The sequence below is a fragment of the Acetobacter sp. DsW_54 genome, assembly GCF_002153575.1.
Lineage (GTDB): Bacteria > Pseudomonadota > Alphaproteobacteria > Acetobacterales > Acetobacteraceae > Acetobacter > Acetobacter fabarum.
The window spans coordinates 1-23,173 of record NZ_JOPD01000032.1; the positions used below are offsets into that span (position 1 = coordinate 1).

The 23,173-nt window shown below is 61.1% G+C and carries 20 protein-coding genes, 1 tRNA gene, 1 pseudogene and 1 riboswitch; of the genes and pseudogenes, 16 read left to right on the forward strand and 6 right to left on the reverse strand.

What is annotated here, in order from left to right; all coding sequences use genetic code 11:
- A pseudogene (locus HK20_RS12880) lies at window positions 1–200 on the reverse strand (carbohydrate porin); the annotation flags it as partial.
- Between the two features lie 130 nt (window positions 201–330).
- A riboswitch (cobalamin riboswitch) is annotated at window positions 331–553 on the reverse strand.
- Window positions 554–719: 166 nt separating this feature from the next.
- On the opposite strand from HK20_RS12880, the gene HK20_RS10855 reads away from it, so the two are divergent.
- The 3 genes from HK20_RS10855 to HK20_RS10865 all read left to right on the forward strand — a co-directional run bounded on the left by HK20_RS10855 (window position 720) and on the right by HK20_RS10865 (window position 3,846).
- Window positions 720–1,670: a LysR substrate-binding domain-containing protein gene (locus tag HK20_RS10855; protein WP_086647106.1), complete on the forward strand. Its 951-nt coding sequence runs from the start codon at window positions 720–722 to the stop codon at window positions 1,668–1,670.
- A gap of 174 nt (window positions 1,671–1,844) precedes the next feature.
- Complete coding sequence (gene gabT / locus HK20_RS10860) at window positions 1,845–3,131, forward strand: 4-aminobutyrate--2-oxoglutarate transaminase (RefSeq protein WP_086647082.1); 1,287 nt, start codon at window positions 1,845–1,847, stop codon at window positions 3,129–3,131.
- A gap of 418 nt (window positions 3,132–3,549) precedes the next feature.
- Window positions 3,550–3,846, forward strand: coding sequence for a hypothetical protein (locus HK20_RS10865; RefSeq protein WP_086647083.1), 297 nt, complete (start codon window positions 3,550–3,552; stop codon window positions 3,844–3,846).
- 102 nt (window positions 3,847–3,948) lie between these two features.
- Here HK20_RS10865 and HK20_RS10870 read toward each other — a convergent pair whose 3' ends face one another.
- Together HK20_RS10870 and ruvX are read right to left on the reverse strand one after the other, a co-directional pair.
- Entirely contained in the window at window positions 3,949–4,437 is a 489-nt protein-coding gene (locus tag HK20_RS10870; protein WP_233129189.1) for an endoglucanase, read from the reverse strand.
- 89 nt (window positions 4,438–4,526) lie between these two features.
- Complete coding sequence (gene ruvX / locus HK20_RS10875) at window positions 4,527–5,006, reverse strand: Holliday junction resolvase RuvX (protein WP_086647107.1); 480 nt, start codon at window positions 5,004–5,006, stop codon at window positions 4,527–4,529.
- A 79-nt stretch (window positions 5,007–5,085) separates the two neighbouring features.
- Between ruvX and gatC the strand changes: the two genes are divergently transcribed.
- From gatC to HK20_RS10900, 5 genes are all read left to right on the forward strand, one after another.
- Window positions 5,086–5,373, forward strand: a complete 288-nt coding sequence (gene gatC, locus HK20_RS10880) for an Asp-tRNA(Asn)/Glu-tRNA(Gln) amidotransferase subunit GatC (RefSeq protein WP_025828657.1) — start codon at window positions 5,086–5,088, stop codon at window positions 5,371–5,373.
- Entirely contained in the window at window positions 5,373–6,860 is a 1,488-nt protein-coding gene (gene gatA, locus HK20_RS10885; protein WP_086647084.1) for an Asp-tRNA(Asn)/Glu-tRNA(Gln) amidotransferase subunit GatA, read from the forward strand. The genes gatC and gatA overlap by 1 nt, the downstream gene beginning before the upstream one ends.
- Window positions 6,857–8,311 (forward strand): Asp-tRNA(Asn)/Glu-tRNA(Gln) amidotransferase subunit GatB, encoded by a 1,455-nt coding sequence (gene gatB / locus HK20_RS10890; RefSeq protein WP_086647085.1) that lies wholly within the window; start codon window positions 6,857–6,859, stop codon window positions 8,309–8,311. Before gatA ends, gatB begins: the two co-directional genes overlap by 4 nt.
- A 107-nt stretch (window positions 8,312–8,418) precedes the next feature.
- Window positions 8,419–8,511 (forward strand) — tRNA-Ser (locus tag HK20_RS10895).
- 244 nt (window positions 8,512–8,755) lie between these two features.
- Window positions 8,756–9,565 (forward strand): phosphatase PAP2 family protein, encoded by an 810-nt coding sequence (locus HK20_RS10900; RefSeq protein ID WP_158093062.1) that lies wholly within the window; start codon window positions 8,756–8,758, stop codon window positions 9,563–9,565.
- Window positions 9,566–9,604: 39 nt separating this feature from the next.
- Here HK20_RS10900 and HK20_RS10905 read toward each other — a convergent pair whose 3' ends face one another.
- A complete protein-coding gene (locus HK20_RS10905; protein ID WP_086647087.1) occupies window positions 9,605–11,398 on the reverse strand; it encodes an ABC transporter ATP-binding protein in 1,794 nt (597 codons plus the stop codon).
- A gap of 435 nt (window positions 11,399–11,833) precedes the next feature.
- Here HK20_RS10905 and nth point away from each other — a divergent pair, with 435 nt between their 5' ends.
- The gene (gene nth / locus HK20_RS10910) at window positions 11,834–12,499 is read left to right on the forward strand and encodes an endonuclease III (RefSeq protein WP_086647108.1); all 666 of its coding nucleotides are present in this window, start codon (window positions 11,834–11,836) and stop codon (window positions 12,497–12,499) included.
- Window positions 12,500–12,604: 105 nt separating this feature from the next.
- On the opposite strand, the gene hemH is transcribed toward nth, so the two are convergent.
- Window positions 12,605–13,645: a ferrochelatase gene (gene hemH / locus HK20_RS10915; protein WP_086647088.1), complete on the reverse strand. Its 1,041-nt coding sequence runs from the start codon at window positions 13,643–13,645 to the stop codon at window positions 12,605–12,607.
- Between the two features lie 80 nt (window positions 13,646–13,725).
- Entirely contained in the window at window positions 13,726–14,793 is a 1,068-nt protein-coding gene (gene mutY / locus HK20_RS10920) for an A/G-specific adenine glycosylase (protein ID WP_086647089.1), read from the reverse strand.
- A gap of 10 nt (window positions 14,794–14,803) precedes the next feature.
- On the opposite strand from mutY, the gene HK20_RS10925 reads away from it, so the two are divergent.
- The 7 genes from HK20_RS10925 (at window position 14,804) to HK20_RS10955 (ending at window position 23,171) form a co-directional block, all read left to right on the forward strand.
- Window positions 14,804–15,355, forward strand: coding sequence for a DUF721 domain-containing protein (locus HK20_RS10925; protein WP_086647090.1), 552 nt, complete (start codon window positions 14,804–14,806; stop codon window positions 15,353–15,355).
- A gap of 165 nt (window positions 15,356–15,520) precedes the next feature.
- Complete coding sequence (locus HK20_RS10930) at window positions 15,521–15,745, forward strand: hypothetical protein (RefSeq protein WP_086647109.1); 225 nt, start codon at window positions 15,521–15,523, stop codon at window positions 15,743–15,745.
- Window positions 15,746–15,816: 71 nt separating this feature from the next.
- Window positions 15,817–16,914 (forward strand): lytic transglycosylase domain-containing protein, encoded by a 1,098-nt coding sequence (locus HK20_RS10935; RefSeq protein WP_086647110.1) that lies wholly within the window; start codon window positions 15,817–15,819, stop codon window positions 16,912–16,914.
- A 141-nt stretch (window positions 16,915–17,055) separates the two neighbouring features.
- Window positions 17,056–19,071: a BTAD domain-containing putative transcriptional regulator gene (locus tag HK20_RS10940; RefSeq protein WP_086647091.1), complete on the forward strand. Its 2,016-nt coding sequence runs from the start codon at window positions 17,056–17,058 to the stop codon at window positions 19,069–19,071.
- Window positions 19,072–19,249: 178 nt separating this feature from the next.
- Complete coding sequence (locus HK20_RS10945; protein WP_086647111.1) at window positions 19,250–19,786, forward strand: DUF3576 domain-containing protein; 537 nt, start codon at window positions 19,250–19,252, stop codon at window positions 19,784–19,786.
- A gap of 71 nt (window positions 19,787–19,857) precedes the next feature.
- The gene (gene leuS / locus HK20_RS10950; RefSeq protein ID WP_086647092.1) at window positions 19,858–22,476 is read left to right on the forward strand and encodes a leucine--tRNA ligase; all 2,619 of its coding nucleotides are present in this window, start codon (window positions 19,858–19,860) and stop codon (window positions 22,474–22,476) included.
- On the forward strand, window positions 22,476–23,171 hold the full coding sequence (locus tag HK20_RS10955) for a hypothetical protein (RefSeq protein WP_086647093.1): 696 nt from the start codon (window positions 22,476–22,478) through the stop codon (window positions 23,169–23,171). The genes leuS and HK20_RS10955 overlap by 1 nt, the downstream gene beginning before the upstream one ends.
- The last annotated feature ends 2 nt before the right edge of the window (window positions 23,172–23,173 follow it).

Here is a 23,173-nt window from a genome sequence, read left to right on the forward strand (position 1 = left end):
ATGCTGTCACGCACCGTGGCAGGGTCAACCTCGGACACCAGAGGGCCGGAATTGCCCAGACGCCGACGGTCCTGCTCCAGCTGCGTCTCCGCATTCTGCGCAAATGCGGCTGCGGGCAAAAGCACACCAGCGACACCTACGGACTGGCACAAAAGCGCCAGACGCCAGCGCATACGGGCTGTTTTTTGTAAAAAAATCATGGAATCAAGCCTGTTTTCCCCACCCCGGAGCGGGGCGTGCTGTTGAATGAAATGCGCGTATGGGAAAAAGGGCCGTCAGGGATAAAGTAGCATGGTCGAGCATCCATCTCCGGCACCCCCGTCCGGCGATCAAGGCATGAGCGGCAACGGCAGGTCTCCTGACTTGCGGATCAACGCATCGGGCCCAACCTTCCCGGTTGCGGGGCAACCAGTGGCAGCGATGCACAACACCGCTCGGGCCAGATACTCTCCGCCTACAGTTGCGGGGGCAGTCGCCGACTGATCTCCCACAGGGGAGAATACGGCATTCCCTTTTATTCCGCTTGCGCGGGACCGTTGGCTATAATGAACTGCGCAATAGCCTATATTTTAACCGATTTGCAACGCAAAAACCCCACCCGCGCCCCATACCGCCCCAACATGGCCAGAGGCAAACATGGGGCGGGTGCTTGCTTTTTGGGCCATTTACCCTCCAATGGCGGGCCAGCCACCCCGGACATGACCCAGCACACCAGACCCATGGACCCACGCTACCGTATTCCCCCCCTGTCCGCCCTGAACGCCTTTGTCGCCTTCGCCCGCACGGGTGGCATCCGGCGGGCGGCCACGGAGCTGCGCGTGGACCACGCCGCCATCAGCCGCCATATCCGCGACCTTGAACTCTCCCTGGGCATCACCCTGCGCGACAAGACCACTGGCGGGCTCACCCAGGCAGGCCAGACCTATTACGACCGCATAGCCCCCCTGCTGGACGGTTTGGCCACGGCCACGGCAGATATGCGCAACCGCGTAGCCCCCCTGACCGTGACCTGCGTGCACGGGTTTGCCTACCACTGGCTACTGCCCCGGCTTTACGCCTTTCGCAAACTGCACCCGCATATGGAGGTGCAGCTCCGCTCGGTGGATGCCAGTGCGGCCTTCCACATCAGCGGTGTGGAATCCACCAACCATGCCCAGATCGGCTATGTGCGCGATGGCAGCACAACACCAGAACCACGCACCATCCGGCATATGGCCATTGCCCGCCCGCCGGTTTTTCCCGTCGCATCTCCCCAGTGCATTCAGGCCCTTGGCGGCCAGCCCCACACAACCGAAGACCTGCTGGACGCCCCCCTGCTGCATGAGGAGGACGATACGGAATGGCGGCGCTGGTTTGCAGCACAAGGGGTTCAGGCCGCCACCATCCCCACCGCAGGCAGGTTATGGCAGGCCCATATTACGTTGGCCGCCGCCCGCGCGGGGGAGGGTATAGCCCTTGGCAACCCGTTTTTGCTTGGTGATGACCTGCTTAGCGGGCGGCTGGTGCGCGTGCAGCCCACACAAACCCCGCTCAAGGCCACACCGCTGGGGGCCTACGTGCTGCGCGCCTCCGAACAGATGTGGGAAAAACCCTCCCTGCGCACCTTCCGCACATGGCTGATGGAACAGGTTGCGCAGGAGGCGGACACCCCCCTGCCCCCTCCGGCGTAAACTGCCAGAAGAACGGGTCTGGCGCCGAAGGATCGGGTGTTGATTTTTCATCACCACCCACGCACCAAAAAAGCGCCTCCCCGCGTGCAATAAAACCACTTACGGAACGAACATGTTTGTCCCGCCCCAAACACGGGCCGGACCATATGACCGCCAACCGGAGCCAAACCTGACATGAGCACCACCAACAAAGACCTGCTGGCCCGCCGTAACAACGCCGTGCCGCGCGGGGTTTCCACCTCCACCCCCGTTTTTGCCGACCGGGCCGAAAACGCGGAGCTGTGGGATGTGGAAGGCCGCCGCTACGTTGACTTTGCAGGCGGTATTGCCGTACTGAACGTGGGCCACCGCCACCCCAAGGTGATGGCTGCGGTGGCAAAGCAGCTCGAACGCTTTACACACACGGCGTTTCAGGTTTCGGCTTACGAATCCTACATTGAACTGGCCGAAAAGCTGAACGCGCGCGCGCCCTTCTCCGGCCCGGCCAAGACCATTTTCTTCACCACGGGTGGGGAAGCAACCGAAAACGCGGTCAAGATCGCCCGTGCCGCTACCGGCCGTAATGGCGTGATCGCCTTTTGTGGCGGGTTCCATGGCCGCACGCTGCTAGCTTCGGCCATGACCGGCAAGGTACTGCCCTACAAGGCACCTTTTGGCACGCTGCCGGGCGAAGTGTACCACGTCCCCTTCCCCGACCATGACATTACGGTGGAAGACAGCCTGAAAATGCTGCACTTCCTGTTTGCTGCCGATATTGCCCCGAGCAATGTGGCCGCCATTATTATTGAACCCGTGCAGGGCGAAGGCGGGTTCCGTGTGGCCCCCACAGCACTGCTCAAGCACCTGCGCGCCCTGTGCGACCAGCACGGCATTAAACTGATTGCCGATGAAGTGCAGAGCGGCTTTGGCCGTACCGGCAAGCTGTTTGGCATTGAGCACTCCGGCGTGGAACCGGACCTGATCTCCGTTGCCAAATCCCTTGCAGGCGGCATGCCGCTCTCTGGCGTGATTGGCCGCGCAGACCTGATGGACAGCGTGCCCCCCGGCGGGCTGGGCGGCACCTATGCCGGTGCACCGCTGGCCTGCGCCGCAGCCCTTGCCGTGCTGGACGTGATTGACGAGGAAAAACTGCTCGACCGCGCCAACGCCATGGGCGAACGCCTGAAGGCACGCATTACCGCATGGCACAAGCGCACGGACATGCTGCCCATCAGCATGCCGCGCGGTCTGGGCGCCATGATCGCCTTTGACGCTCTTGAACGCCACGCAGGTGTGGAACAGCGGGCAGGCTTTGCCTCCAAGCTCTGCGCCAAGGCATGCGAAAAAGGGCTGATTCTGCTGGCTTGCGGCGTGCAGGGTGCAACCATCCGCATTCTGACCCCCCTGACCGCATCTGACGCGCTGCTTGATGAAGGGCTGGACATTATTGAACAGATCCTGATCGAAGAAGCCAAAGCCTGATCAGCTCCCCTTACGGGGCTGAACCTGCGGCAAAAGGCGGCTCTCCTTCCCCCACGGGGGCGGGGGAGTCGCCTTTTCTGTATGTCCGGTCACGGGCGGTTGCCTGCACGGGTCAGGCCGGGGGTCATAGTCAGGCCATGATTCCCCATTAGGTTAAAAAAGAATTTAAACCGATGGGGGTCACGCGCATGACCGCGTTTGCAGCCTACTGGCAGGCCGTAAAAACAGGGCTGGGCACGCTCCGCTCCGCGCACCGTACCTTCTGGCGGGTCCGTAACGCGGACCGTTAACGCACGGCCCGCACTCCGCCCTTAATGCTCCGCAGGGCAGGCATGGCGGATAAAGATTGACATCCCTTTCTCCCCGGATCGACAATACCCCGAGTTTTTAAAACCATCTGATAAGCGAGGCATCCCTTATGTCTTCTTCCATTTCAAATCTGAGCGGCAGCAGTGCTGTGAGCAGCCTGTTTGGCACGTCGTCCTCCTCCAGCACGGCTTCTGGCTCTTCCGCTTCGGGGAGCGGCAGCAGCAGCTCCTCCTCTTCTTCCTCTTCCACCACCACAAGCCAGACATTTAATGCCGATGGGTCCATTACAACCATCGTCAAGGATGCCAGCGGGGACATCCTTTCCAAAACCACAACGGGTGGTTCTTCCGGTTCGGCCTCCGATTCCGCACAGAACGACACCAGCGTGCTGGACACCTTCGCCTGATACGGGGCGGGCAGTTCCGGCCTGCCGTGCAGAGCCCATAAAAAAACCCCGCCCTTTCCATTCCGGAGGGCGGGGTTTTTTACAGGCCAGAGTTATCCGGCCTTATTTTTTGTCATCATCCGTAAAGCCGTTACGGATATCGTGCCCGACGGCGGTGCTGGTGTTGCCGATTTTCTGGCCCGTGCGTTCGCCCCACTTGCCTACGTCATGCGCTGCATCGGTGGTGCCGGTTTTGGTTTTGTCCCACGCTTTTTCGGTCCCGGACTTGGTCTTGTCCCAGACCTTTTCCGTGCCAGATTTGGTTTTATCCCATGCCTTGTCCGTACCGGCTTTGGTCTTGTCCCAAGCCTTGTCGGTGCCAGCCTTGGTTTTGTCCCAGGCTTCGGTTGTGCCTTCTTTTGTCTTGTCCCATGCCTCGGTCGTACCGGACTTGGTTTTATCCCACGCCTTTTCCGTTCCCTGACGGGTGGAGTTCCATGCTTTTGTCAGAGCACCATCTTCCGCATGCACAGGGGCTGCGGGCAGGCTTACAGCAAATACGGCGGCACCCACCATGGTCATTAAAGCGGTAGCAAACGACTGCTTGGTCATTGGGTATTCCTTCTCAAATATCTTGTAACGTCTCTTGTATGCCTAGGTTTGCGGGCCATTTGTGGCAAATGTAAGCCCCTAATCTGGAATCAGAAAGGCGTGATGGCGCTGGGCATGCTGTCCAGCGCTGCCTGCAAAATATAGGCAGCGGCCAGTTTATCCACCGCTTCCGCCCGCTTGGCGCGGGACAGATCGGCCTCCTGTATGAGCATCCGGTTAACCGCGGAGGAGGACAGGCGCTCGTCCCACAGGCAGGTGGGCAGGCCGGTCTGGGCCGACAGGTCCATAGCCCAGTCCCGGCTGGCCTGCGCCGCCGGACCAAACGACCCGTCGAGCGAGAGAGGCACCCCCACAACCAGCCCCGCCACCCCATGCTCCTGCGCAACAGCACGGATAAAGGTAGCCATCTGCCCCAGCTTGCCGCGCTTTACGGTCTGGAAGGGGGAGGCCACCATGCGGGACACATCGGACAGCGCCAGCCCCACCTGTTTGCGCCCGGGGTCTATGCCCAGAAGGCGGGCATGTCTGGGCAGGGTGGCAGCTAATTGGGGAAGAGTGAGAAGAGTCATGCCCATGGTATGTTGCCTTCCGCGTGATTATGCTAGGTGCAATTCTCTATTCAGACTGAAGAAAGAGGGGCCCACTCTCATGTCGCTAGACCTTGCGACCACCCGACGCATCGCAAAACTGGCCCGTATAGGGCTTGAGGAAAACGAGCTGGAGGCCACGCGCCAGAAGCTTAATGGCATTCTGGGCTGGATTGACCAGCTTGCCGAAGTGGATGTTACCGGTGTGCCGCCCATGGTGGGAACAGAAACCGAAACCCTGCGCCAGCGTGAAGACAAGGTGACCGACGGCAACTGCCGCGATGCCCTGCTGGCCTGCGCGCCCGAAACATCTGGCCCCTTTTATACCGTACCCAAGGTGGTGGAATAATGCTGACCGGTCTAACCCTAACCGAAGCCCGCGCCGGGCTTGCCGCCCGCAAGTTTTCCGCGCGGGAGCTGGCACAGGCTCACCTGGACGCCATTGGCCGCCTGAACACCGCCCTTAACGCCTACATTACCGTTCTGCCCGAAGCCGACGTACTGGCCAGTGCTGACGCCGCAGATGCCCGCTACGCAGCCGGCACGGCCGGTATTATGGACGGCCTGCCCATTGGCGTAAAAGACCTGTTCTGCACCAAGGGCGTGCGCACCACGGCTGCAAGCAAGATGCTGGCCGACTTTGTGCCCCCCTATGAGAGCACGGTCACCGCCAATCTGCTGAATGCAGGCGCAGTGTTCCTTGGCAAGACCAATCTGGACGAGTTTGCCATGGGCTCGGCCAACATCAATTCCGCCTTTGGCCCGGCCACAAACCCGTGGAAGCGCAAAGGGGACGAGGCCACCGCCCTTGTGCCCGGTGGCTCCTCCGGCGGGTCCTCCGCTGCGGTTGCCGCAGGCATGGCGCTGGCCGCAACGGGCACGGATACAGGCGGCTCCATCCGCCAGCCCGCAGCCTATTGCGGTATTGTTGGCCTTAAACCCACCTACGGCCGGTGCAGCCGCTGGGGCACCATTGCCTTTGCCAGCTCGCTCGATCAGGCTGGCCCCATGACCCGCAGCGTGGCCGATGCCGGGCTGATGCTGGAAGCCATGGCAGGTTTTGACGCCAAGGACAGCACAAGCTCCAACCGCCCCGTGCCCGCATTCCACAAAGCCGTGGGCAAAAGCGTTAAGGGCCTGCGCGTAGGCATTCCCGCAGAATACCGCGCACCCGGCCTTCCGGCCGAAATTGTGGCCATGTGGGAACAGGGCATTGCATGGCTGAAGGCCGCAGGCTGCGAAGTGGTGGATGTCTCCCTCCCCCATACGCGCTACGGGCTGACCACCTACTACATTATTGCCCCGGCTGAATGCTCCTCCAACCTTGCACGGTATGATGGCATCCGCTTTGGCCTGCGCAAGGACGCCCCCTCGCTGGATGGTGTGTATGAAGCCACCCGTGCCGCAGGCTTTGGGCAGGAAGTGCGCAACCGTATTCTGATGGGCACGTATGTTCTGTCCGCCGGATATTACGATGCGTATTACCTGAAGGCACAGAAGGTCCGCACCCTGATCAAGCGTGACTTTGAAAACGCGTTTGAAAACGTGGACGTGCTGCTGACCCCCACCGCCCCGTCCGCCGCCTTTGCACAGGGCGAAAACATGGACGACCCGGTGCAGATGTACCTCAACGACATCTTTACCGTGCCCGCCAGCATGGCCGGCGTGCCCGCACTTTCCGTTCCCGTAGGGCTGAACGATGCCGGGCTGCCGCTGGGGCTACAGGTTATTGGCAAGCATTTTGATGAAGAAACCGTGCTGTCCATTGGCGGCGCGCTGGAAGCGGCGGCAGGCTTTACGCACACGCCATCCGTCCATGCGGGAGCAGGCGCATGAGCTACACGATTGAAGGCCGCACCGGCACGTGGGAAATTGTGGTCGGGCTGGAAGTCCACGCACAGGTTATCAGCCATTCCAAGCTGTTCTCCGGTGCGTCCACCACCTTTGGGGGGGACCCCAACACACAGGTCAGTCTGGTGGATGCCGCATTCCCCGGCATGCTGCCCGTCATCAACCACGAATGTGTGGCGCAGGCCATTCGCACAGGGCTGGGGCTTAACGCGCAGATCAACCTGTTCAGCCGGTTTGACCGCAAGAACTACTTCTACGCCGATCTGCCGCAGGGCTACCAGATCAGCCAGTTCGAGCACCCCATTGTGGGCAAGGGCACCATCAGCATCGAACTGCAAAACGGGGATGTGCGCGAAATTGGCATTACCCGCCTGCACCTTGAGCAGGATGCGGGGAAGCTGCTGCATGATCAGGACCCCACAAAGTCCTTTGTGGACCTTAACCGCTCCGGCGTGGCGCTGATGGAAATCGTGAGCGAGCCTGACATCCGTGAGCCCGAAGAAGCCGGGGCCTACCTGCGCAAGCTGCGCCAGATTCTGCGTTACCTCGGCACCTGCGATGGCAACATGGAAGAAGGCTCCATGCGTGCTGACGTCAACGTATCGGTCCGCAAGGCGGGGGAACCCTTCCGCACGCGCTGCGAGATCAAGAACGTCAACTCCATCCGCTTTGTCATGCAGGCCATTGAGGTGGAAGCCGCCCGCCAGGTGGAAATCTGGGAAAACGGGGGCGAGGTGGACCAGGAAACCCGCCTGTTCGACCCCGCCCGGGGCGAAACCCGGACCATGCGCTCCAAGGAAGATGCGCATGACTACCGCTACTTCCCCGACCCCGACCTGCTGCCGCTGGTGCTGGAACAGGCATGGGTGGACGAACTGGCCACCAAACTGCCCGAACTGCCCGATGCCAAACGCGCGCGCTTTCAGGCCGAATACGGCATTGCCTTTTACGATGCCGGGGTGCTGATAGCCGAGCAGGCCGTAGCCGACTATTACGAGGCCGTGGCCCGTGGGCGGGACGGCAAGCTGGCAGCTACGTGGGTTATGGGCGACCTGTTTGCCGCCCTCAACCGCACCAGCAACGCGATTGAGACCAGCCCAGTCAGTGCTGATGCACTAGGCAAGATGCTGGACCTGATTGCGGACAAGACCATTAACGGCAAAATTGCCAAGGAGGTCTTTGAAGACATGGTGGAAACGGGTGAAAGCCCCGATGCCATCGTGGAAAAGAAGGGCCTGCGGCAGGTTACCGATACGGGTGCGATTGATGCGGCCATTACCGCCGTGCTGGAAAAACACCCCGACAAACTGGCCGAATACCGCTCCGGCAAAGATAAGCTGTTCGGCTTTTTTGTGGGGCAGGTCATGAAGGAAACCAAGGGCAAGGCCAACCCGGCCATGGTGAACGAAGCCCTGAAGACCCATCTGGACGCGTAAAAACGACCAGATAAAAAATAACACCAAATTACGCATCAGGGGGTTTGACGGAACGCGCCAAACCCCCTAAAAGCAGCGATGCAAACGTCGTGTCTGCACTCTTCGGCGGAGGGGTGGCCGAGAGGCTGAAGGCGGCGGTTTGCTAAACCGTTATACGATGTCAAGTCGTATCGAGGGTTCGAATCCCTTCCCCTCCGCCAAAGCCTTCCTGAAATCACATTTATTCTGCTGCAACGTTACTGCAGACCATAAACGTATGGTCTTGCTTAACCTGTCTGTGTTGGGCGGCAACGACAATGTATGCCCGCAGGTCGGCCTGATAGATTGGATTTTTCTGGCCTGCGACCTGTAGGCTCCGGCCTTTTTATGCCATTCAGGCTAGACTATAACACAATGGCATAGTTTAGATTCTGAATGTTTCTTATTCCATTCCTTATTCTGGTCATGGCGCTGACAGATATTGCAGGCTGCCACTTTGCCGGACTTGATTTTACCGGCTTTGCAAGACCTTTTCTTATTTGTCTTGTTTCTGCTCCCATCGCAATTTTTTATTCCTTTCTGCGACCTAGCAAAATTATTGTAGAAGCTATTCTTTATGTTCAGGCGTGGATTCTTTTTTCCTTATTGGGATCCATCCAGACCTACCTTGCTTGCACGGTAGGGGGGCCAACGATCGATAAAACCCTCATCACTCTAGACCGTCTTGCCGGGTTTGACTGGCCCGCCTGTTTTAGCTTCGTACGGTCTCATTCCATTTTATATAATTTTCTTGCCCTGTTTTACGGCACTCTTCTTGTTCAGATTGTTATCAACATTCTTATATTTTCTTTTTATGGGGACCAAAAAAGAAATAGAAGAATGCTATTGTCTGCTATTGCCGCGATATTTATTTCCAGTTTTATCGTGATAGTTTTTCCATCACTCGGACCATTTTATGCATTCGGATATTACAGCAAAGGTGTGCCGGGAAGTGAATATGTTTATACTTTTCTAGCACTTAGAGACAGCGTGGCACCCCATACATTCTCGCTCGACCACATGGAGGGCCTGTATAGCTTTCCATCTTACCATATTGTTCTTGCTATTATTTTTACTTATTACAACCGCGGGTTACGCAGTTTTTACCCTTTTGCTGCCGTAAATTGCATTATGGCCATATCCACAATTCCCGTAGGTGGGCATTACCTGATGGATGTCCTGAGTGGCGCTCTTGTGGCCTGTGTGGCCATTCCCCTAGCTAATAAACTTGCCTGAAATGACGAGCGCACACCTCATGTCATCCGGTTTTTCATTCTACAGACTTTGCAGGTTATAGAGCCGCTGGTACAGCCCGCCCTCCTGCTGGACCAGTTGCGCATGGGTGCCGTCCTCCACAATCTGGCCGTGTTCAAACACGAGTATGCGGTCCAGCCCTACAACGGTGGAAAGGCGGTGTGCTACAATCAGCACCGTGCGGCCTTCCATCAGCCGTTCCATGGCCTCCTGCACCAGAGCTTCGGATGCGGAATCCAGACTGGCCGTGGCTTCATCCAGCACCAGAATACGGGCATCGGCCAAAAAGGCGCGGGCTATGGCCACACGCTGGCGCTCCCCGCCTGAGAGCTTGATGCCCCGCTCACCCACCAGAGTTGCGTAGCCTTCGGGCAGGCGTTCTATAAAATCTGCCGCATTGGCCAGACGGGCCGCCTGCACAATCTGTTCGGGCGTGGCATCCGGCCTGCCATAGGCAATATTCTCGGCCAGCGAGCGATGGAACAGAACAGGCTCCTGCGGCACAAGGGCAATCTGGCGGCGCAGGTCGGCCTGACGCACGCTCTGCGTATCCACACCATCAACCAGCACACGGCCGCTATTTTGAGCATATAATCGCAAAAGCAGCTTGGTAAATGTGGACTTCCCCGACCCCGAAGGCCCGACCAGCCCCACCCGGCTCCCCGGTGCAATATGCACTGACAGGTCGGTAAAAAGGGGTGTCTGCTGCCCCGGATACTGGAATGTCACGTGTTCGAACGCGATTTCCCCATATGTTACATGCAGCGCAACCGGCTGTGCGGGGTCTGCCACCCCTGCGGGGGTGCGCCAGAGCAGAAGCAGTTCTTCCATCTCGTTCACCGAACGTTGCACAACGGAAACCTGCTGCCCGATCTCCCGCAGGTAGCCCTGCACCAGAAAGGTCATGGTCAGCACATAGGCTACATCTCCCGGCCCTGCCCGGCCCTTGCACCACAGCCAGATAGCCGCAGCCGCCAGAGACAGACGCATGACCACCACGGCAGCGGCCTGAATATTGGCGCTATCCGTGCCGCGTATCCACATCCGCGCGGTTGCGGTGCGCCACTGGTCCAGTATCCGGGCCAGATGGGCTTCCTCCCGCGTTTCGGCCCCGAATGCCTTGACCACGGCGTTGCAGGTCATTGCATCGGCAAGGGCTGCGCCGACCTTGCTGTCCCCCGCATTGGCAGCCTGTGCGGAAGGCGCCACATAATACAGCGTCAAGGTGCAGGACAGCGCCACAAACAGCACCGACAGAACACCAAGCAGCACCCCCATGGCAGGCCAGTGCCAGCCCAGCACAAGGGTTGTCAGCACCAGCAGGCAGAACTCGGGCAGCAGCATGAGCAGGAGCGTGTCGTCCAGCATGTCCACCGCCCACATCCCACGGGTGAGCCGCCTGACCGTGGAGCCTGCAAAGGTGTTGGCGTGCCAGTCGGTGCTCAGGCGCTGCACATGCGCAAACGATTCCGTGCCGATTTTCTGCATGACCCGCGTGGTCAGCCGCGTAATACCCAGATAGGCGTAGCGTTTGGCCAGCACGCTGCCAAAGCCGCAGGCGGCAAGGGCTGCCAGCATCCACAGCGCATCTTCCAGCCGGGTGGGCTGGCTGGCGGGTTCGGCCACATCGGCCACAAGCCGGCCTGCGGCAAGGGGCATGAGCACATCGGCCAGCGTAGCCAGCAGCACCGTGCCCACAGTAACCGCCAGAGGCCGGGGAAAAGCCAGCCACAGGCGCATGACAAAGCCCAGCACATCCACAAACAAAGACGTTTTGCGCGCGACAGAGGCTGTGCTGGAAGCAGAAGTGACCATGGACCCAAAAACCCGAAAAAAAGCGTGTGCACCCACGCCAACAGCACAGGTGTTTAGCCTGTAGCGTGATGGCGCGATATTGCGCAAACCCGCTACGGCTGGAAAAATGGCCGCCCCAGCCCATTTGCAACAAGCAGCCCCATGCCCCCCAAAGCCCCCCGCAAGACCACCCATAACAGGGTCAGCACACAGCCAGCCCCAAAGCAGGATGCCCCCGTGCGACGTACCGTCGGGCAAAAGGCCCCTCTGCCGGGCCATACGCCTGAACCTGCACCGGCAGAAGGCACACCGGCACAGGCCACACTGGCGCCACAGGCCAGCGGCAGGCGCACGGCAAAACCGGCCAGCACCCCGCGTGCCCGCAAACCGGCCCCCGGAACCACAGCCAAACCCCGCGCCAAAGCCCAGACTGCGCCCCAGACCGCCTTGCGGGACATGACAAAGGCGGAGGTACAGCAATTCCTGACCGACCTGTCCCGCGCATGGCCCGATGCCCAGACGGAACTGCACTACACCACACCCTTTACGCTGCTGGTGGCTGTTGTGCTGTCTGCTCAGGCGACCGATGCCTCGGTCAACCGCGTAACCCCGGCCCTGTTTGCCGCAGCCCCCACCCCGCAGGCCATGGCCGCACTGGGGGACGAGCAGGTGGGCCAGTTGATCCGCACCATCGGGCTATGGCGCAACAAGGCCAAAAACGTTGTGGAACTCTCCCGCCAGTTGCTGGCCGAGCATGACGGGCAGATCCCCCACACGCGGGAGGCGCTGGAAAAACTGGCCGGTGTTGGCCGCAAAACCGCCAATGTGGTGCTGAATGTGGCCTTTAACCAACCCACAGTACCCGTGGATACGCATGTGTTCCGGCTGGCCAACCGCTCGGGCCTTGGCCGTGGCCGTACGGTAGAGGCGGTGGAAAAAAAGCTGGAAGCGCGTATCCCGCTCCCCATGGTGCGCGACTCCCACCACTGGCTTATTCTGCAAGGGCGGTACGTGTGCAAGGCGCGCAAGCCCGAGTGCTGGCGGTGCGCGGCACAACAGAGCTGCCTGTTCCCCGACAAGACCCCTCTGCCACGCCCCAAAACCCCACGCGCCACGCCATAACGCGAAAGCCCCACCTGCACGGCTAGCCCGTGCGGAGAACCCCGCAGCCACGCCCGGCAAACCACCACACCCCGGCCTTGGCAGGGGCGCGGGGGCAAACCCTCGCTACAGCCAGCCCTGTAGTTCGCGCCGGACCAGTTTTTCCAGCAGGCTGATGCTGGCAGGGCTGTCGTTCAGGCAGGGGACAAGAGTAAAGGACTCGCCGCCCGCCTTCATGAACTCCTCGCGCACTTCGTGGCCGATTTCATCCAGTGTTTCCAGGCAGTCTGCCATAAAGCAGGGGGTTACCACCGCAATACGCTTGATGCCCTTTGCAGGCAGGCCCGCAATAAAGGGTGCGGTGTAGGGTTCCAGCCATTTGGTTGGCCCAAAGCGGGACTGGAAGGTCATGGGCAGGGTGGCTTCATCCATCCCCAGTTCGGCACGCAGGGCGGCCACGGTGCGGGTGCATTCCGCCAGATACGAATCGCCCTTATCCACATACTGGCGCGGCAGCCCGTGGAAGGAGGCCACCACCATCTGGAACGGCTGCTCCGCGTGTATCTGCTCCTCGCGGATGGAGGAGGCCACGGCGGTAATAAAATCCGGATCATCGGGGAAGGAGGGCACCGTGCGGATGGCAGGCTGGTTGCGCAGCTTCATCAACACCCGGAAGAGCTGGTCATTGGCGGTGGCCGTGGTGGTTGCACTGTACTGCGGGTACAGGGGCAGGCACACAATGCGGTCACACCCCTGCTCCATAAGCGAGCGGAGCGCCTGCGCCACACTGGGGCGGCCATAGCGCATGCCCCATGCCACCGGCACGCCATCGGCCTCGAACTGTCTGGCCAGTTTTTCACCCTGATGGCGGGTGTAGGTGCGCAACGGGCTTTCATTCCGTTCGGCATCCCACACACGGGCATAGGCGCGGCCACTGCGCGTGGGACGGGTGGTGAGAATAACGCCCTGAAGCAGAGGCTGCCAGAACAGGGGCGAGCCCTCGATCACCCGGCGGTCGGACAGGAACTCGGACAGGTAGCGGCGCACGGCGCGGTACCCCGTGCCTTCGGGCGTGCCAAGGTTAAGCAGCAGCACACCCGGCCTGCCATATGGAGGCTGGCCCTGAGCGGGCAGATGGGCCTGTGGCGGAATATGGTGGAAAACCATGCAACCTCTTTTTTCTTTTTTACGGCCCGACCCGCACGGGCCGCCCTACCGGGTGCTGTGCGCCAGAACACTCCGTCTTTTCATGCACGATGCAGGAAGTTGTACCCTGTTGACATACATTTTTGCATAATTGATGGCAGCGATGCGGTTTTGGTCTGTGCCGCAGGCAACAAAAACCCCTCCCCCACATCCTGATTGGAAAAGCGCTCCACCTGCGCGGCATACACAACCACGTTCAGCGTAAAATGCGTAAACACGTGTTTGACCGCGCCCGCATTGCTCCACTGCGCGGCAACGGGGGCATGGGCCAGTGCTTCGGCCTCAGTCCATGGTGTTGCGCGCCATTCGGTGCCGGGCAGTTCGGTCATGGCGGCCAGCAGGCCTGTCTCGGGGCGTTTGCGGAGCAGCACGTTCCCGGCCCGGTCCATGACCATAAAATGCACACCATACCGCACGGGGCGTTCGGCCTTGGGGGCCTTGCGCGGCAAGGTGGCCGCCGTACCCTGTGCATACCCTTCGCACACACCCTGCCACGGGCATAACCCGCACGCAGGCTGGCGGGGGGAACACAAAGAAGACCCCAGATCAAACAAAGCCTGTGCAAAATCGGACGGCCGGGTCCGGGCCGGGGCATCCGTATTCAGCCCGCTGGCCAGTTGCGCCAGCGTTTTACGGGCAGCCGGCAGCGGGTCCTGCACATTGTACAGGCGCGCCGTAACACGCTCCACATTGCCATCCACCGGCACAACCGGCACGCCAAAGGCTATGGCCGCCACGGCGGCAGCCGTGTAGGCTCCAATGCCGGGCAGGGCGCGCAACCCCTCTACCGTGCGGGGGAAGCTCCCAAGGGCCGCAACGGCCTGTGCGCAGGCATGCAGGTTGCGCGCGCGGGAGTAGTAACCAAGCCCGGCCCAGGCGGCCAGCACATCATCCCTTGGGGCACTGGCCAGTGCCTGAACTGTTGGAAATCTTTCCACAAATCTGAGATAATATGGCCCGACAGCCTTGACCGTTGTCTGCTGAAGCATGATCTCGCTCAACCAGACACGATACGGGTCTGGTGCTTCCCCCTCCGTGCACCGCCATGGCAGGGTGCGGCGGTGTCGGTCGTACCAGTGCAGCAGGGCGTGGGCGGGTGGCGTAATCACGGAGGCTGTTATGGCGAAGGAACTTCATTCGGGCAAGGCGGGTACCCCCGCACGGCAGGCCAGCACCCCCCGCAAGCCCGCCGCACGCACGCGCGCAAAGGAAGAAGCACCACCACAGCCCCCCCGCCGTGTGATGCAGGCCCGCACCCTGGGCGCCCTGCTCCCCAATGTAACAGCGCCCGCCTTCCGCCGCCGCTCCCCCACAGGGGCCATGCTGTTTGCCCGCTGGGCCGATGTTGTTGGCCCGGCCCATGCGGCTGTTACCTCCCCGCGCAAACTGAGCGCCGCCACGCTGACCGTGGCCTGCACCGGCCCCGCCGCCATGGAACTGCAACATCAGAGCGACATGCTTGTGGCGCGGATCAACACATGGTGCGGGGAGCCACTGGTTGCCCGGCTGCGCTTTGTGCAGGACCCCACGGCAGGCACACGCCGCAGGTTGCCCCCCCGCAGGGAAGCCACCCCCACCTGCACCCTGCCCGACATGGGTGATGAGTCGCTGCGCATGGCGCTGGAACGGCTGGGCACGGAAATTTTACAAAGCCCGATAAAAAAAAACTAACAAATATAACGGGTTATTTCTTTTATTGTCATGGTTTTATGACAAAACCGCTTAGCGCTTGAAATTGACACATTGTGGGTGTTCTAAGGCCCCGCACCCGATGCGCAGTGGCGCACCTGTGCAACAGTCAAGAGCAGAGCAGCCTAACTAACAGGATTTATGATTATGTTGCGTAAACCCGGCACCACGCCAGGGATTACTACCCCAGCCGCCCTGAAAACACTGCGGCAGCATGGGCCAGAAACCCTGTCTGATCTCCAGTTTCTGGAAAACTGGACAACCCGGCCGTGCTACACCGCAGCCAGCGTGCTGCGTGCAGGCCAGATCCGCCGCACAAACCCGGCCCTTATGAACGACATAACCGCAGGCATGCGCCAGCACGGCAAATAGCATCCGGCAGGGCGTACCCCGGCCAGCATGACCATTTGCATCTGCCCGCCTGAACGGGCACCATGCGTGCCATGCTGCCACGTGTTTTTACCTGTGCGGACCAGCGCATCTGGCGCAGGGCCTTCTCCCTTATCGCTCTAGGCGGGCTGGCTGTGCTGTCCGCCTGCGCGGGGCCGGGTAAAACATCGTATAATGCGCCGGGGTCGGCCCTTAATCCGTGGGGGCCTTATATTCACGAAGCCTCGGACCGGTTTTCCGTTCCCCAGTCCTGGATCCGCGCTGTGATGCAGCAGGAATCGGGCGGGCACCAGTACATGAACGGGCACCTTACCCGTTCCGTGCATGGTGCGGTCGGGCTTATGCAGATCAAGCCAGATACATACGCCCAGCTTGCGCAGCGTTACCGCCTTGGCTCCGACCCCTATAACCCGCACGACAATATTATGGCCGGGACCGGCTATATTCGCGAATTATACGACCACTTTGGCTCCCCCGACTTTTTGGGCGCGTACAATTGCGGGCCACAATGCATGGAAAACCACCGCTCACGCGGGGCTCCCCTGCCCGGTTACGCCCGCACCTACATGGCGGCCATTACCCCCCACCTGAACGACCCCGTGCCCCCCAGCACCCTGCCTGTGCAAACCGAGCCCAACCTGGCACCGCAGCAGATTGCCCCCGTGCAGGTGGTCCAGAACACCGCCCAGCCCTATGGCCCGGCCAGCGCGCCACCGCTGGAGGATGAGACACTCCCCCCACCCTCCGCCGGAGCGGACAGCCCTGCCCAGCAGGATGACAGCTCCACCATGCAGCTTGCAGGCGACTCCACCCCGCAGCCCGCAGGCTACCAGCCCGCCGCTTACCGGAGCGTGAGTTCCACCCCTCTGGCCGGTCCGGGTATTGTCTGGCGTTCTGCGGGAAGTGGGGGCAATGCCATTATCCAGATCGGGGCTTTTTCCACCCCGGCACGGGCCATGCATGCCATTGCACTGGCACGGCAATCCTCCCCCGCACTCAGCCATGCCCTTAACCGGGTGGAAAAGGTAACGCCCACAGGCCGGGCACCGGTATGGCGCACCCGGCTGGCGGGGCTTCCCTCCGGGCAGACAGACACCATATGTTCTGCCCTGCGCCAGCAGGGGCTTTCATGTATTGCCATAACGCCCTAGAATATTACACCACTGTTAAATTTACTGTTTGCTAAAACCTTCTTTTTACAGGGAAATACAAAAGCATTTTTTTCTGACCGGCAGGAATAACTTTAATGTTCGTGATCGGTGTCTTACTGGTAATTAACGGACCTTCTGCCCATGCACGCATCCCCCGACACCACAGGCGCACCACCAGACAACCCTTTGCTCCATATTTTTCTGCTCGGGCATATGCGCGTCCTGTCCAGTACGGGGCTTTCCCTTTTACCTACGGGCACCAAAACCAAGGCGCTGCTGGCCATTCTGGCACTTTCCAACCGGCGGCCCGTGGCCCGCACCCGGCTGGCCGAGCTGTTATGGAGCAAGCGCGCCCCAGAGCAGGCGCGCGCCTCCCTACGGCAGGAAATCCACAGGCTGATGGATGTCCTCCACCCCCTTGGGCCGGAGGTGCTGGACGTTCAGCGCCACACACTGGCCATACGCCCCAACCTGACCGATATTGATACCGAGCGCGTATTCCGCGCCACGCCACAAACGGTCATGGACCTGCCCGACCCCCTGCCCCCGCTGCTGGAAGACCTGAGCGCGGTTGACCCCGGCTTTGCCACATGGCTGGAGGAAGAACGCAACCGCCTGCTCGACTACAAGACCGCACAGCTCGAAGCCCTGCTGGCCAGCACAACCGAGCCTGCCACAGTTATGGCAGCAACCCGCAGGCTGCTCCGCCTGAACCCGCTGAACGAAGGCGCATGGCGCGCACATATTCAGGCCGCCATGTACAGCAAGGAGGAAGGTACCGCCCTGCTGGGGGCCGAAAACTGCCTGCGCACATTCCGCCACACCATTGCCACCACACCGGGGCAGGAAACCATGCGCCTGATTGCAAAGGTGCGTGCCACACACCAGCAGAACACGCAGGGGGCCCAAAGCACGCTCCCTCCGCTGCCCCATGCCTCTTCCGCGCTCTCCCGCTCCCCTGTGGCGGATGACCCGCTGCGCATGCTCAGGGCCACGGTGTTTCTGGCCTGCCCCACAGCCGGCAGCACGCCAGAAAGTGTGGCTCTGGCCGAGCGGTTCCGTGATGAGCTGGGGCTGGATATTGCCATGCACGGCGTGCTGGACATAAGCGTGCAGACCGAGTGCTTTGCCGCAACGCCCTTCCAGTCGCTCCCCAGCCGCGGGCAGTGGGATTTTCTGATCGGGATTACCATAACCGGGGTATGCGAGGGCAAAAGCACTTGCCTGTTACAGGCGTTTGACACCCGGCTGAACGACACAATCGTATGGGGCCACAGGATAAGCCTGACCCTCACAACCCTACGCGCCCTGTCCAACCGGTTTGCCTCGGTGCTTATTCTCAGCCTGTTCAAGGCGGAAGCGCGCAGGCTGGCCAGCGTACCCGTGGCGGCCCTTTCCCCCTTCGGGATGGGCCTGCGTGCCTTAACCTTAAGCATGCGCGCCGACCCACGCCTGTATGACACGATAGAACGGCTGATGGCGGAAGCGGAACAACGCGCGCCTGAAAACCAGTTTCTGTTTTTTGTGCATGCGCACTACCTGCTCATCCGCATGTATGATGAATGGCACATGCCCGTGGCTGACTACATTCAGCCCATGGTCACCATGCTCAAGCAGAACTTCACCCTGTTCCCCAGCAACATTGCCACCCGCTACCTGCTGACCGCTGGCCTGTTTTACGCCAACCAGCCGGATGAGGCGCGCTTTCTGCTGGCCCAGATGCACGCAGCCCTGCCCACCGATTCCCCCGCAAGCATGCTGGCCCTGCCCGATGGGCTGGACGCCCTGTGCCGGGGAGACGCCGTAACCGCGGCCCGCATTTACACGTCATTTTTTGGCATGGCCCCCAGTGTGCCGCTTTTTAGCGCCCCTGATCAGGAATTTATTCTGTCGTGCTTTTTAGCCGACCAGTACGAGGAAACCCTGCTCCACGCCCGCGGCATTCTGGCCACCTCGCCCGACCGTTCGGCCATTCTGGTCCCCGCCCTTGCGGCGGCCAACATGCTGGGGCACCAGTCTTTAGCGCAGGATTACCGCCAGCGGCTGCACCGTTTGCACACCCCGCTCTGCGCTTCGGCCATAGAAGGGCACTATGCTTATCTGCCCGCGCACCTGCGCCAGAAACTCTGCCACGCACTGCACCTGACCCTGCCCTGAGCACGCGCCCCACCACCACCACCAGAGCAGACAGGCCACGCAGACGCTTGGCGGAAAAGAGTTGAAAGGATATGAAGACGGACAGGACCACCTGTGCCGCCAGCCAGACCTGACTTCTTTTTTATCCGGCGGACCGGGAAAGACGGATACCCACGTGCCAAGGAGCCACATCAACGCCATGCTTCGCCGTCTCATGCCCAGCCATGCCGCTGCCAGCCGCCCCCATCCCATGCTGCTCCTTAAATGGATGAGCGCCGCAACAGCCGTTGCGGGGATCTGCCTGTTAAGCGGCTGCTCCAGCTCCGACCGGACCCGGACCGGCCTTGCCGCCCCACACAACCACCTGCTGGCCGAAGATCGCGGGGCCTCTGGCGGGGAAGCCAGCCTTAAAGGCGGCGTAAATGCCTATCTGTGGCGCGCAGCACTGGACACACTCTCCTTCATGCCCGTGGCTACGGCCGATGCGGAAGGCGGGATTATCCTGACAGACTGGTACACGCCCCCCGCCACGCATGACGAACGGTTCAAGATTACCGCCTTTGTGCTGGACCGCCGCCTGCGCTCCGATGCGCTGCGCCTGAGCGTGTTCCGCCAGCTCAAGCAGGACGGAACATGGGTGGATACTCCCCCCGCCCCCAATACCGCGTCCGACATTGCCACGCGCATTCTCTCCCGCGCGCGCAAACTCCGCGCCGATAACGGCAATCAGGACTGACTCACCCGGCTCTGGCCACGGTGTTCGTCCTTATTTTTTCCTTATAGCCTGCAAGCGTAGATTCTCATTCCATGCCCCAGCCTTCCAGCCCATCCCCCTCCTATGACTTCAACGCAGTCGAGCCAAAATGGCAGAAGGCGTGGGAAAAAGCCGATATTTTTACCGTTCCGGATGTCCCCCCGGCGGACAAGCCCAAATACTATGTGCTGGAAATGTTCCCCTACCCATCGGGGCAGCTCCACATGGGGCATGTGCGCAACTACGCACTGGGCGATGTGATTGCCCGCTACAAGCGCGCCCGTGGCTTTGCCGTGCTGCACCCCATGGGGTGGGATGCCTTTGGCCTGCCAGCCGAAAACGCAGCGCGCGAACGCGGCGTGCACCCGCAGGAATGGACGCTCAACAACATTGCCGCCATGCGCGCCACCCTGCAGCGGCTCGGCTTCTCCCTCAACTGGGACCGTGAAATTGCAACCTGCCTGCCCGACTACTACGGCAAGCAGCAGAAGCTGTTCCTCGACTTTATGCAGGCCGGGCTGGTTGAACGGCGCGAAAGCTGGGTCAACTGGGACCCGGTGGACCAGACCGTTCTGGCCAACGAACAGGTGGTGGATGGCAAGGGCTGGCGCTCTGGCGCACCGATTGAAAAGAAAAAACTCTCCCAGTGGTTCCTGCGCATTACCGACTTTGCCCAGGACCTGCTGGACGGGCTGAAAACGCTCGACCGCTGGCCCGAGCGCGTGCGCACCATGCAGGAACGCTGGATTGGCCGCTCCGAAGGGGCCAAGCTCACCTTCTCGCTGCATGAACCCCCCACGGGGCTGGATACCAACCTGAACGCGGTGGAAGTGTTTACCACCCGCCCGGATACGCTGTTTGGCATGTCCTTTCTGGCCATTGCCCCGGACCACCCGCTGGCCCAGTGGGTTGCCGAGCGCAACCCGCAGGCTGCGGAGTTTGTGGCTGAATGCCGCCGCCTTGGCACCTCGGTCGAAGCGGTGGAAACAGCCGAAAAACGCGGGTTTGACACGGGCCTGCGCGTGAACCACCCGTTCATGGACAAGAGCTTTCCCATCTGGATCGCCAATTTTGTGCTGATGGACTACGGCACGGGTGCGCTGTTCGGCTGCCCGTCGGGGGACCAGCGCGACCTGGACTTTGCCCACAAATACAACCTGCCCGTAACCCCCGTGGTGCTGCCAGAAGGCAAGGATCAGGCAGACTTTGCCATTACCGAACACGCCTTTACCGGCGATGGCACCATGATCAACTCCGGTTTTCTGGACGGGCAGAGCACCGAACAGGCCCGCAAATCCGCCATTGCACGTTTGCAGGACCTTGGCGTGGGCCAAGGTGTTGTCAACTGGCGGCTGCGCGACTGGGGCATTTCGCGCCAGCGGTACTGGGGCTGCCCCATACCGGTCATTCATTGCGACACCTGCGGCGCGGTGCCGGTGCCCGACGAGCAGCTCCCCGTCAAACTGCCCGAGGATGTCACCTTTGACAAACCGGGCAACCCGCTGGACCACCACCCCACGTGGAAGCACACCACCTGCCCATGTTGCGGCAAGCCCGCCACGCGTGAGACCGATACGTTTGACACGTTCGTGGACAGCTCGTGGTATTTTGCCCGCTTTACGGCCCCCCATGCCGCAGCCCCCACCGTGCGGGATGCCGCCGATGGCTGGCTGGCCGTGGACCAGTATATTGGCGGGATTGAACACGCCATTCTGCACCTACTTTACGCACGCTTCTTTACCCGCGCCATGCACCGCACCGGCAACCTGAACGTGGACGAGCCATTTGCAGGCCTGTTTACCCAGGGCATGGTCAGCCACGAAAGCTACAAGGATAGCGCAGGCCACTGGCTCTACCCCGAGGAAGTGGAACGCACGCCCGAAGGTGTGGTCAAACGCGGCACCACCGACCCCGTGACCGTGGGCCGGGTGGAAAAAATGTCCAAGTCCAAGCGCAACACGGTTGCCCCCGTGGCTATTATCGAGCGCTTTGGGGCCGATACCGCACGCTGGTTTGTCCTGTCCGACAGCCCACCCGAGCGTGACATGGAATGGACCGAGGCCGGTGTGGCCGGGGCTGCGCGCTTTGCCCAGCGCCTGTTCCGCACGGTTTGTGGCGTTGCCGCCAGCGTGCCCGCCACCACCACCTGCCCCGCTGATATTGACCGCAAGGCCGATACGCTGCGCCGCGCCACGCACCGCACGCTTGCCGCCGTGACCGAAGCGCTGGAAAGCTTTGCCATTAACGTGGCCGTTGCGCGTATTCATGAACTGACCTCCGCTCTGGCGGATGCGGAAAAAGCGGCCAGCGTTGCGGGCATGGACTTTGCCCGGCGCGAAGCAGCGCATAGTCTGTGCCTGCTCTGCGCCCCGATGATGCCGCATCTGGCCGAAGAAATGTTTGCAAGCCTTGAGCCCACCGCTGGGCTTGCGGCAACGCAGGCATGGCCTGCCCCCCAGCCTGACCTGCTGGCGGCAACGCAGGTCACCATAGCGGTGCAGATTCTGGGCAAGCTGCGCGGCACTGTAGAAGCGCTCCCCGATGAGGACCCCGCCGCCGTGCTGGCACGGGCAGAAGCCGAACCCAACGTGGCGCGGCTGCTGGAGGGCAAGCGCATTGTCAAACGCGTGCATGTGCCCAACCGCATTGTTAACTTTGTAACGGCAGGCTGATGACCCGGACCCGCTCCCTTTTTTCTCTCTGCAAGGCCACACTGGCCGCCACAGCCCTTATGGCGGCTCCGCTGCTGCTAAGTGGCTGCGGCTTCAAGCCTTTATACGGGGAGGAAAAAGGCGCGGTTGATGTTACAGCCGAGCTTAAAGATATTTACGTTGCCAATATTCCGCAGCGCTTTGGCCAGCAGATCCGTCTGGCGCTGCAATCCCAGATGGCGGGTGATGGGCCAGAAGACCCGCGCAAATACAAACTGGTGGTCCAGCCCACCATTAGTGGTGAAGCCATTGACATTCATGGCGACAACACCACCGGGCGGACCCGTATGCTTGCCACCGCGCACTGGCAGTTGCTCACCATTGAGCAGACCCCACAGCTGATCACGCAGGGATACGCCCAGACGCTGGATGGGTACACCAACACCTACGAACAGTATTTTGCCCAGACCCTAAACATGGAAAGCACGATGGGCCGCATCGCGCAGGCATTGGGCGAGCAGATTACCCAGCAGGTGGCCACCTGGTTCAAAACCCACGCCACCCCGGCGGATGTGCCCGATAACCAGCCCAAAGCACTCTACCCATCTCCCAACCTTATTCCCGATTCCGATCAGGGCACCCCCATGGAGCAGGAAGGCCCGGACGCCATTCCCAACATGGCCACGGGGCGTGCCCCCATTGATACCAACTTCTAGCC

Coding starts and splice junctions, on each gene's coding strand:
- HK20_RS10855 (WP_086647106.1), top strand. CDS start 720: ATGGACCCACGCTACCGTATTCCCCCCCTGTCCGCCCTGAACGCCTTT.
- gabT (WP_086647082.1), top strand. CDS start 1,845: ATGAGCACCACCAACAAAGACCTGCTGGCCCGCCGTAACAACGCCGTG.
- HK20_RS10865 (WP_086647083.1), top strand. CDS start 3,550: ATGTCTTCTTCCATTTCAAATCTGAGCGGCAGCAGTGCTGTGAGCAGC.
- HK20_RS10870 (WP_233129189.1), bottom strand. CDS start 4,437: ATGACCAAGCAGTCGTTTGCTACCGCTTTAATGACCATGGTGGGTGCC.
- ruvX (WP_086647107.1), bottom strand. CDS start 5,006: ATGACTCTTCTCACTCTTCCCCAATTAGCTGCCACCCTGCCCAGACAT.
- gatC (WP_025828657.1), top strand. CDS start 5,086: ATGTCGCTAGACCTTGCGACCACCCGACGCATCGCAAAACTGGCCCGT.
- gatA (WP_086647084.1), top strand. CDS start 5,373: ATGCTGACCGGTCTAACCCTAACCGAAGCCCGCGCCGGGCTTGCCGCC.
- gatB (WP_086647085.1), top strand. CDS start 6,857: ATGAGCTACACGATTGAAGGCCGCACCGGCACGTGGGAAATTGTGGTC.
- HK20_RS10900 (WP_158093062.1), top strand. CDS start 8,756: ATGGCGCTGACAGATATTGCAGGCTGCCACTTTGCCGGACTTGATTTT.
- HK20_RS10905 (WP_086647087.1), bottom strand. CDS start 11,398: ATGGTCACTTCTGCTTCCAGCACAGCCTCTGTCGCGCGCAAAACGTCT.
- nth (WP_086647108.1), top strand. CDS start 11,834: ATGACAAAGGCGGAGGTACAGCAATTCCTGACCGACCTGTCCCGCGCA.
- hemH (WP_086647088.1), bottom strand. CDS start 13,645: ATGGTTTTCCACCATATTCCGCCACAGGCCCATCTGCCCGCTCAGGGC.
- HK20_RS10925 (WP_086647090.1), top strand. CDS start 14,804: ATGGCGAAGGAACTTCATTCGGGCAAGGCGGGTACCCCCGCACGGCAG.
- HK20_RS10930 (WP_086647109.1), top strand. CDS start 15,521: ATGTTGCGTAAACCCGGCACCACGCCAGGGATTACTACCCCAGCCGCC.
- HK20_RS10935 (WP_086647110.1), top strand. CDS start 15,817: ATGCTGCCACGTGTTTTTACCTGTGCGGACCAGCGCATCTGGCGCAGG.
- HK20_RS10940 (WP_086647091.1), top strand. CDS start 17,056: ATGCACGCATCCCCCGACACCACAGGCGCACCACCAGACAACCCTTTG.
- HK20_RS10945 (WP_086647111.1), top strand. CDS start 19,250: ATGCTTCGCCGTCTCATGCCCAGCCATGCCGCTGCCAGCCGCCCCCAT.
- leuS (WP_086647092.1), top strand. CDS start 19,858: ATGCCCCAGCCTTCCAGCCCATCCCCCTCCTATGACTTCAACGCAGTC.
- HK20_RS10955 (WP_086647093.1), top strand. CDS start 22,476: ATGACCCGGACCCGCTCCCTTTTTTCTCTCTGCAAGGCCACACTGGCC.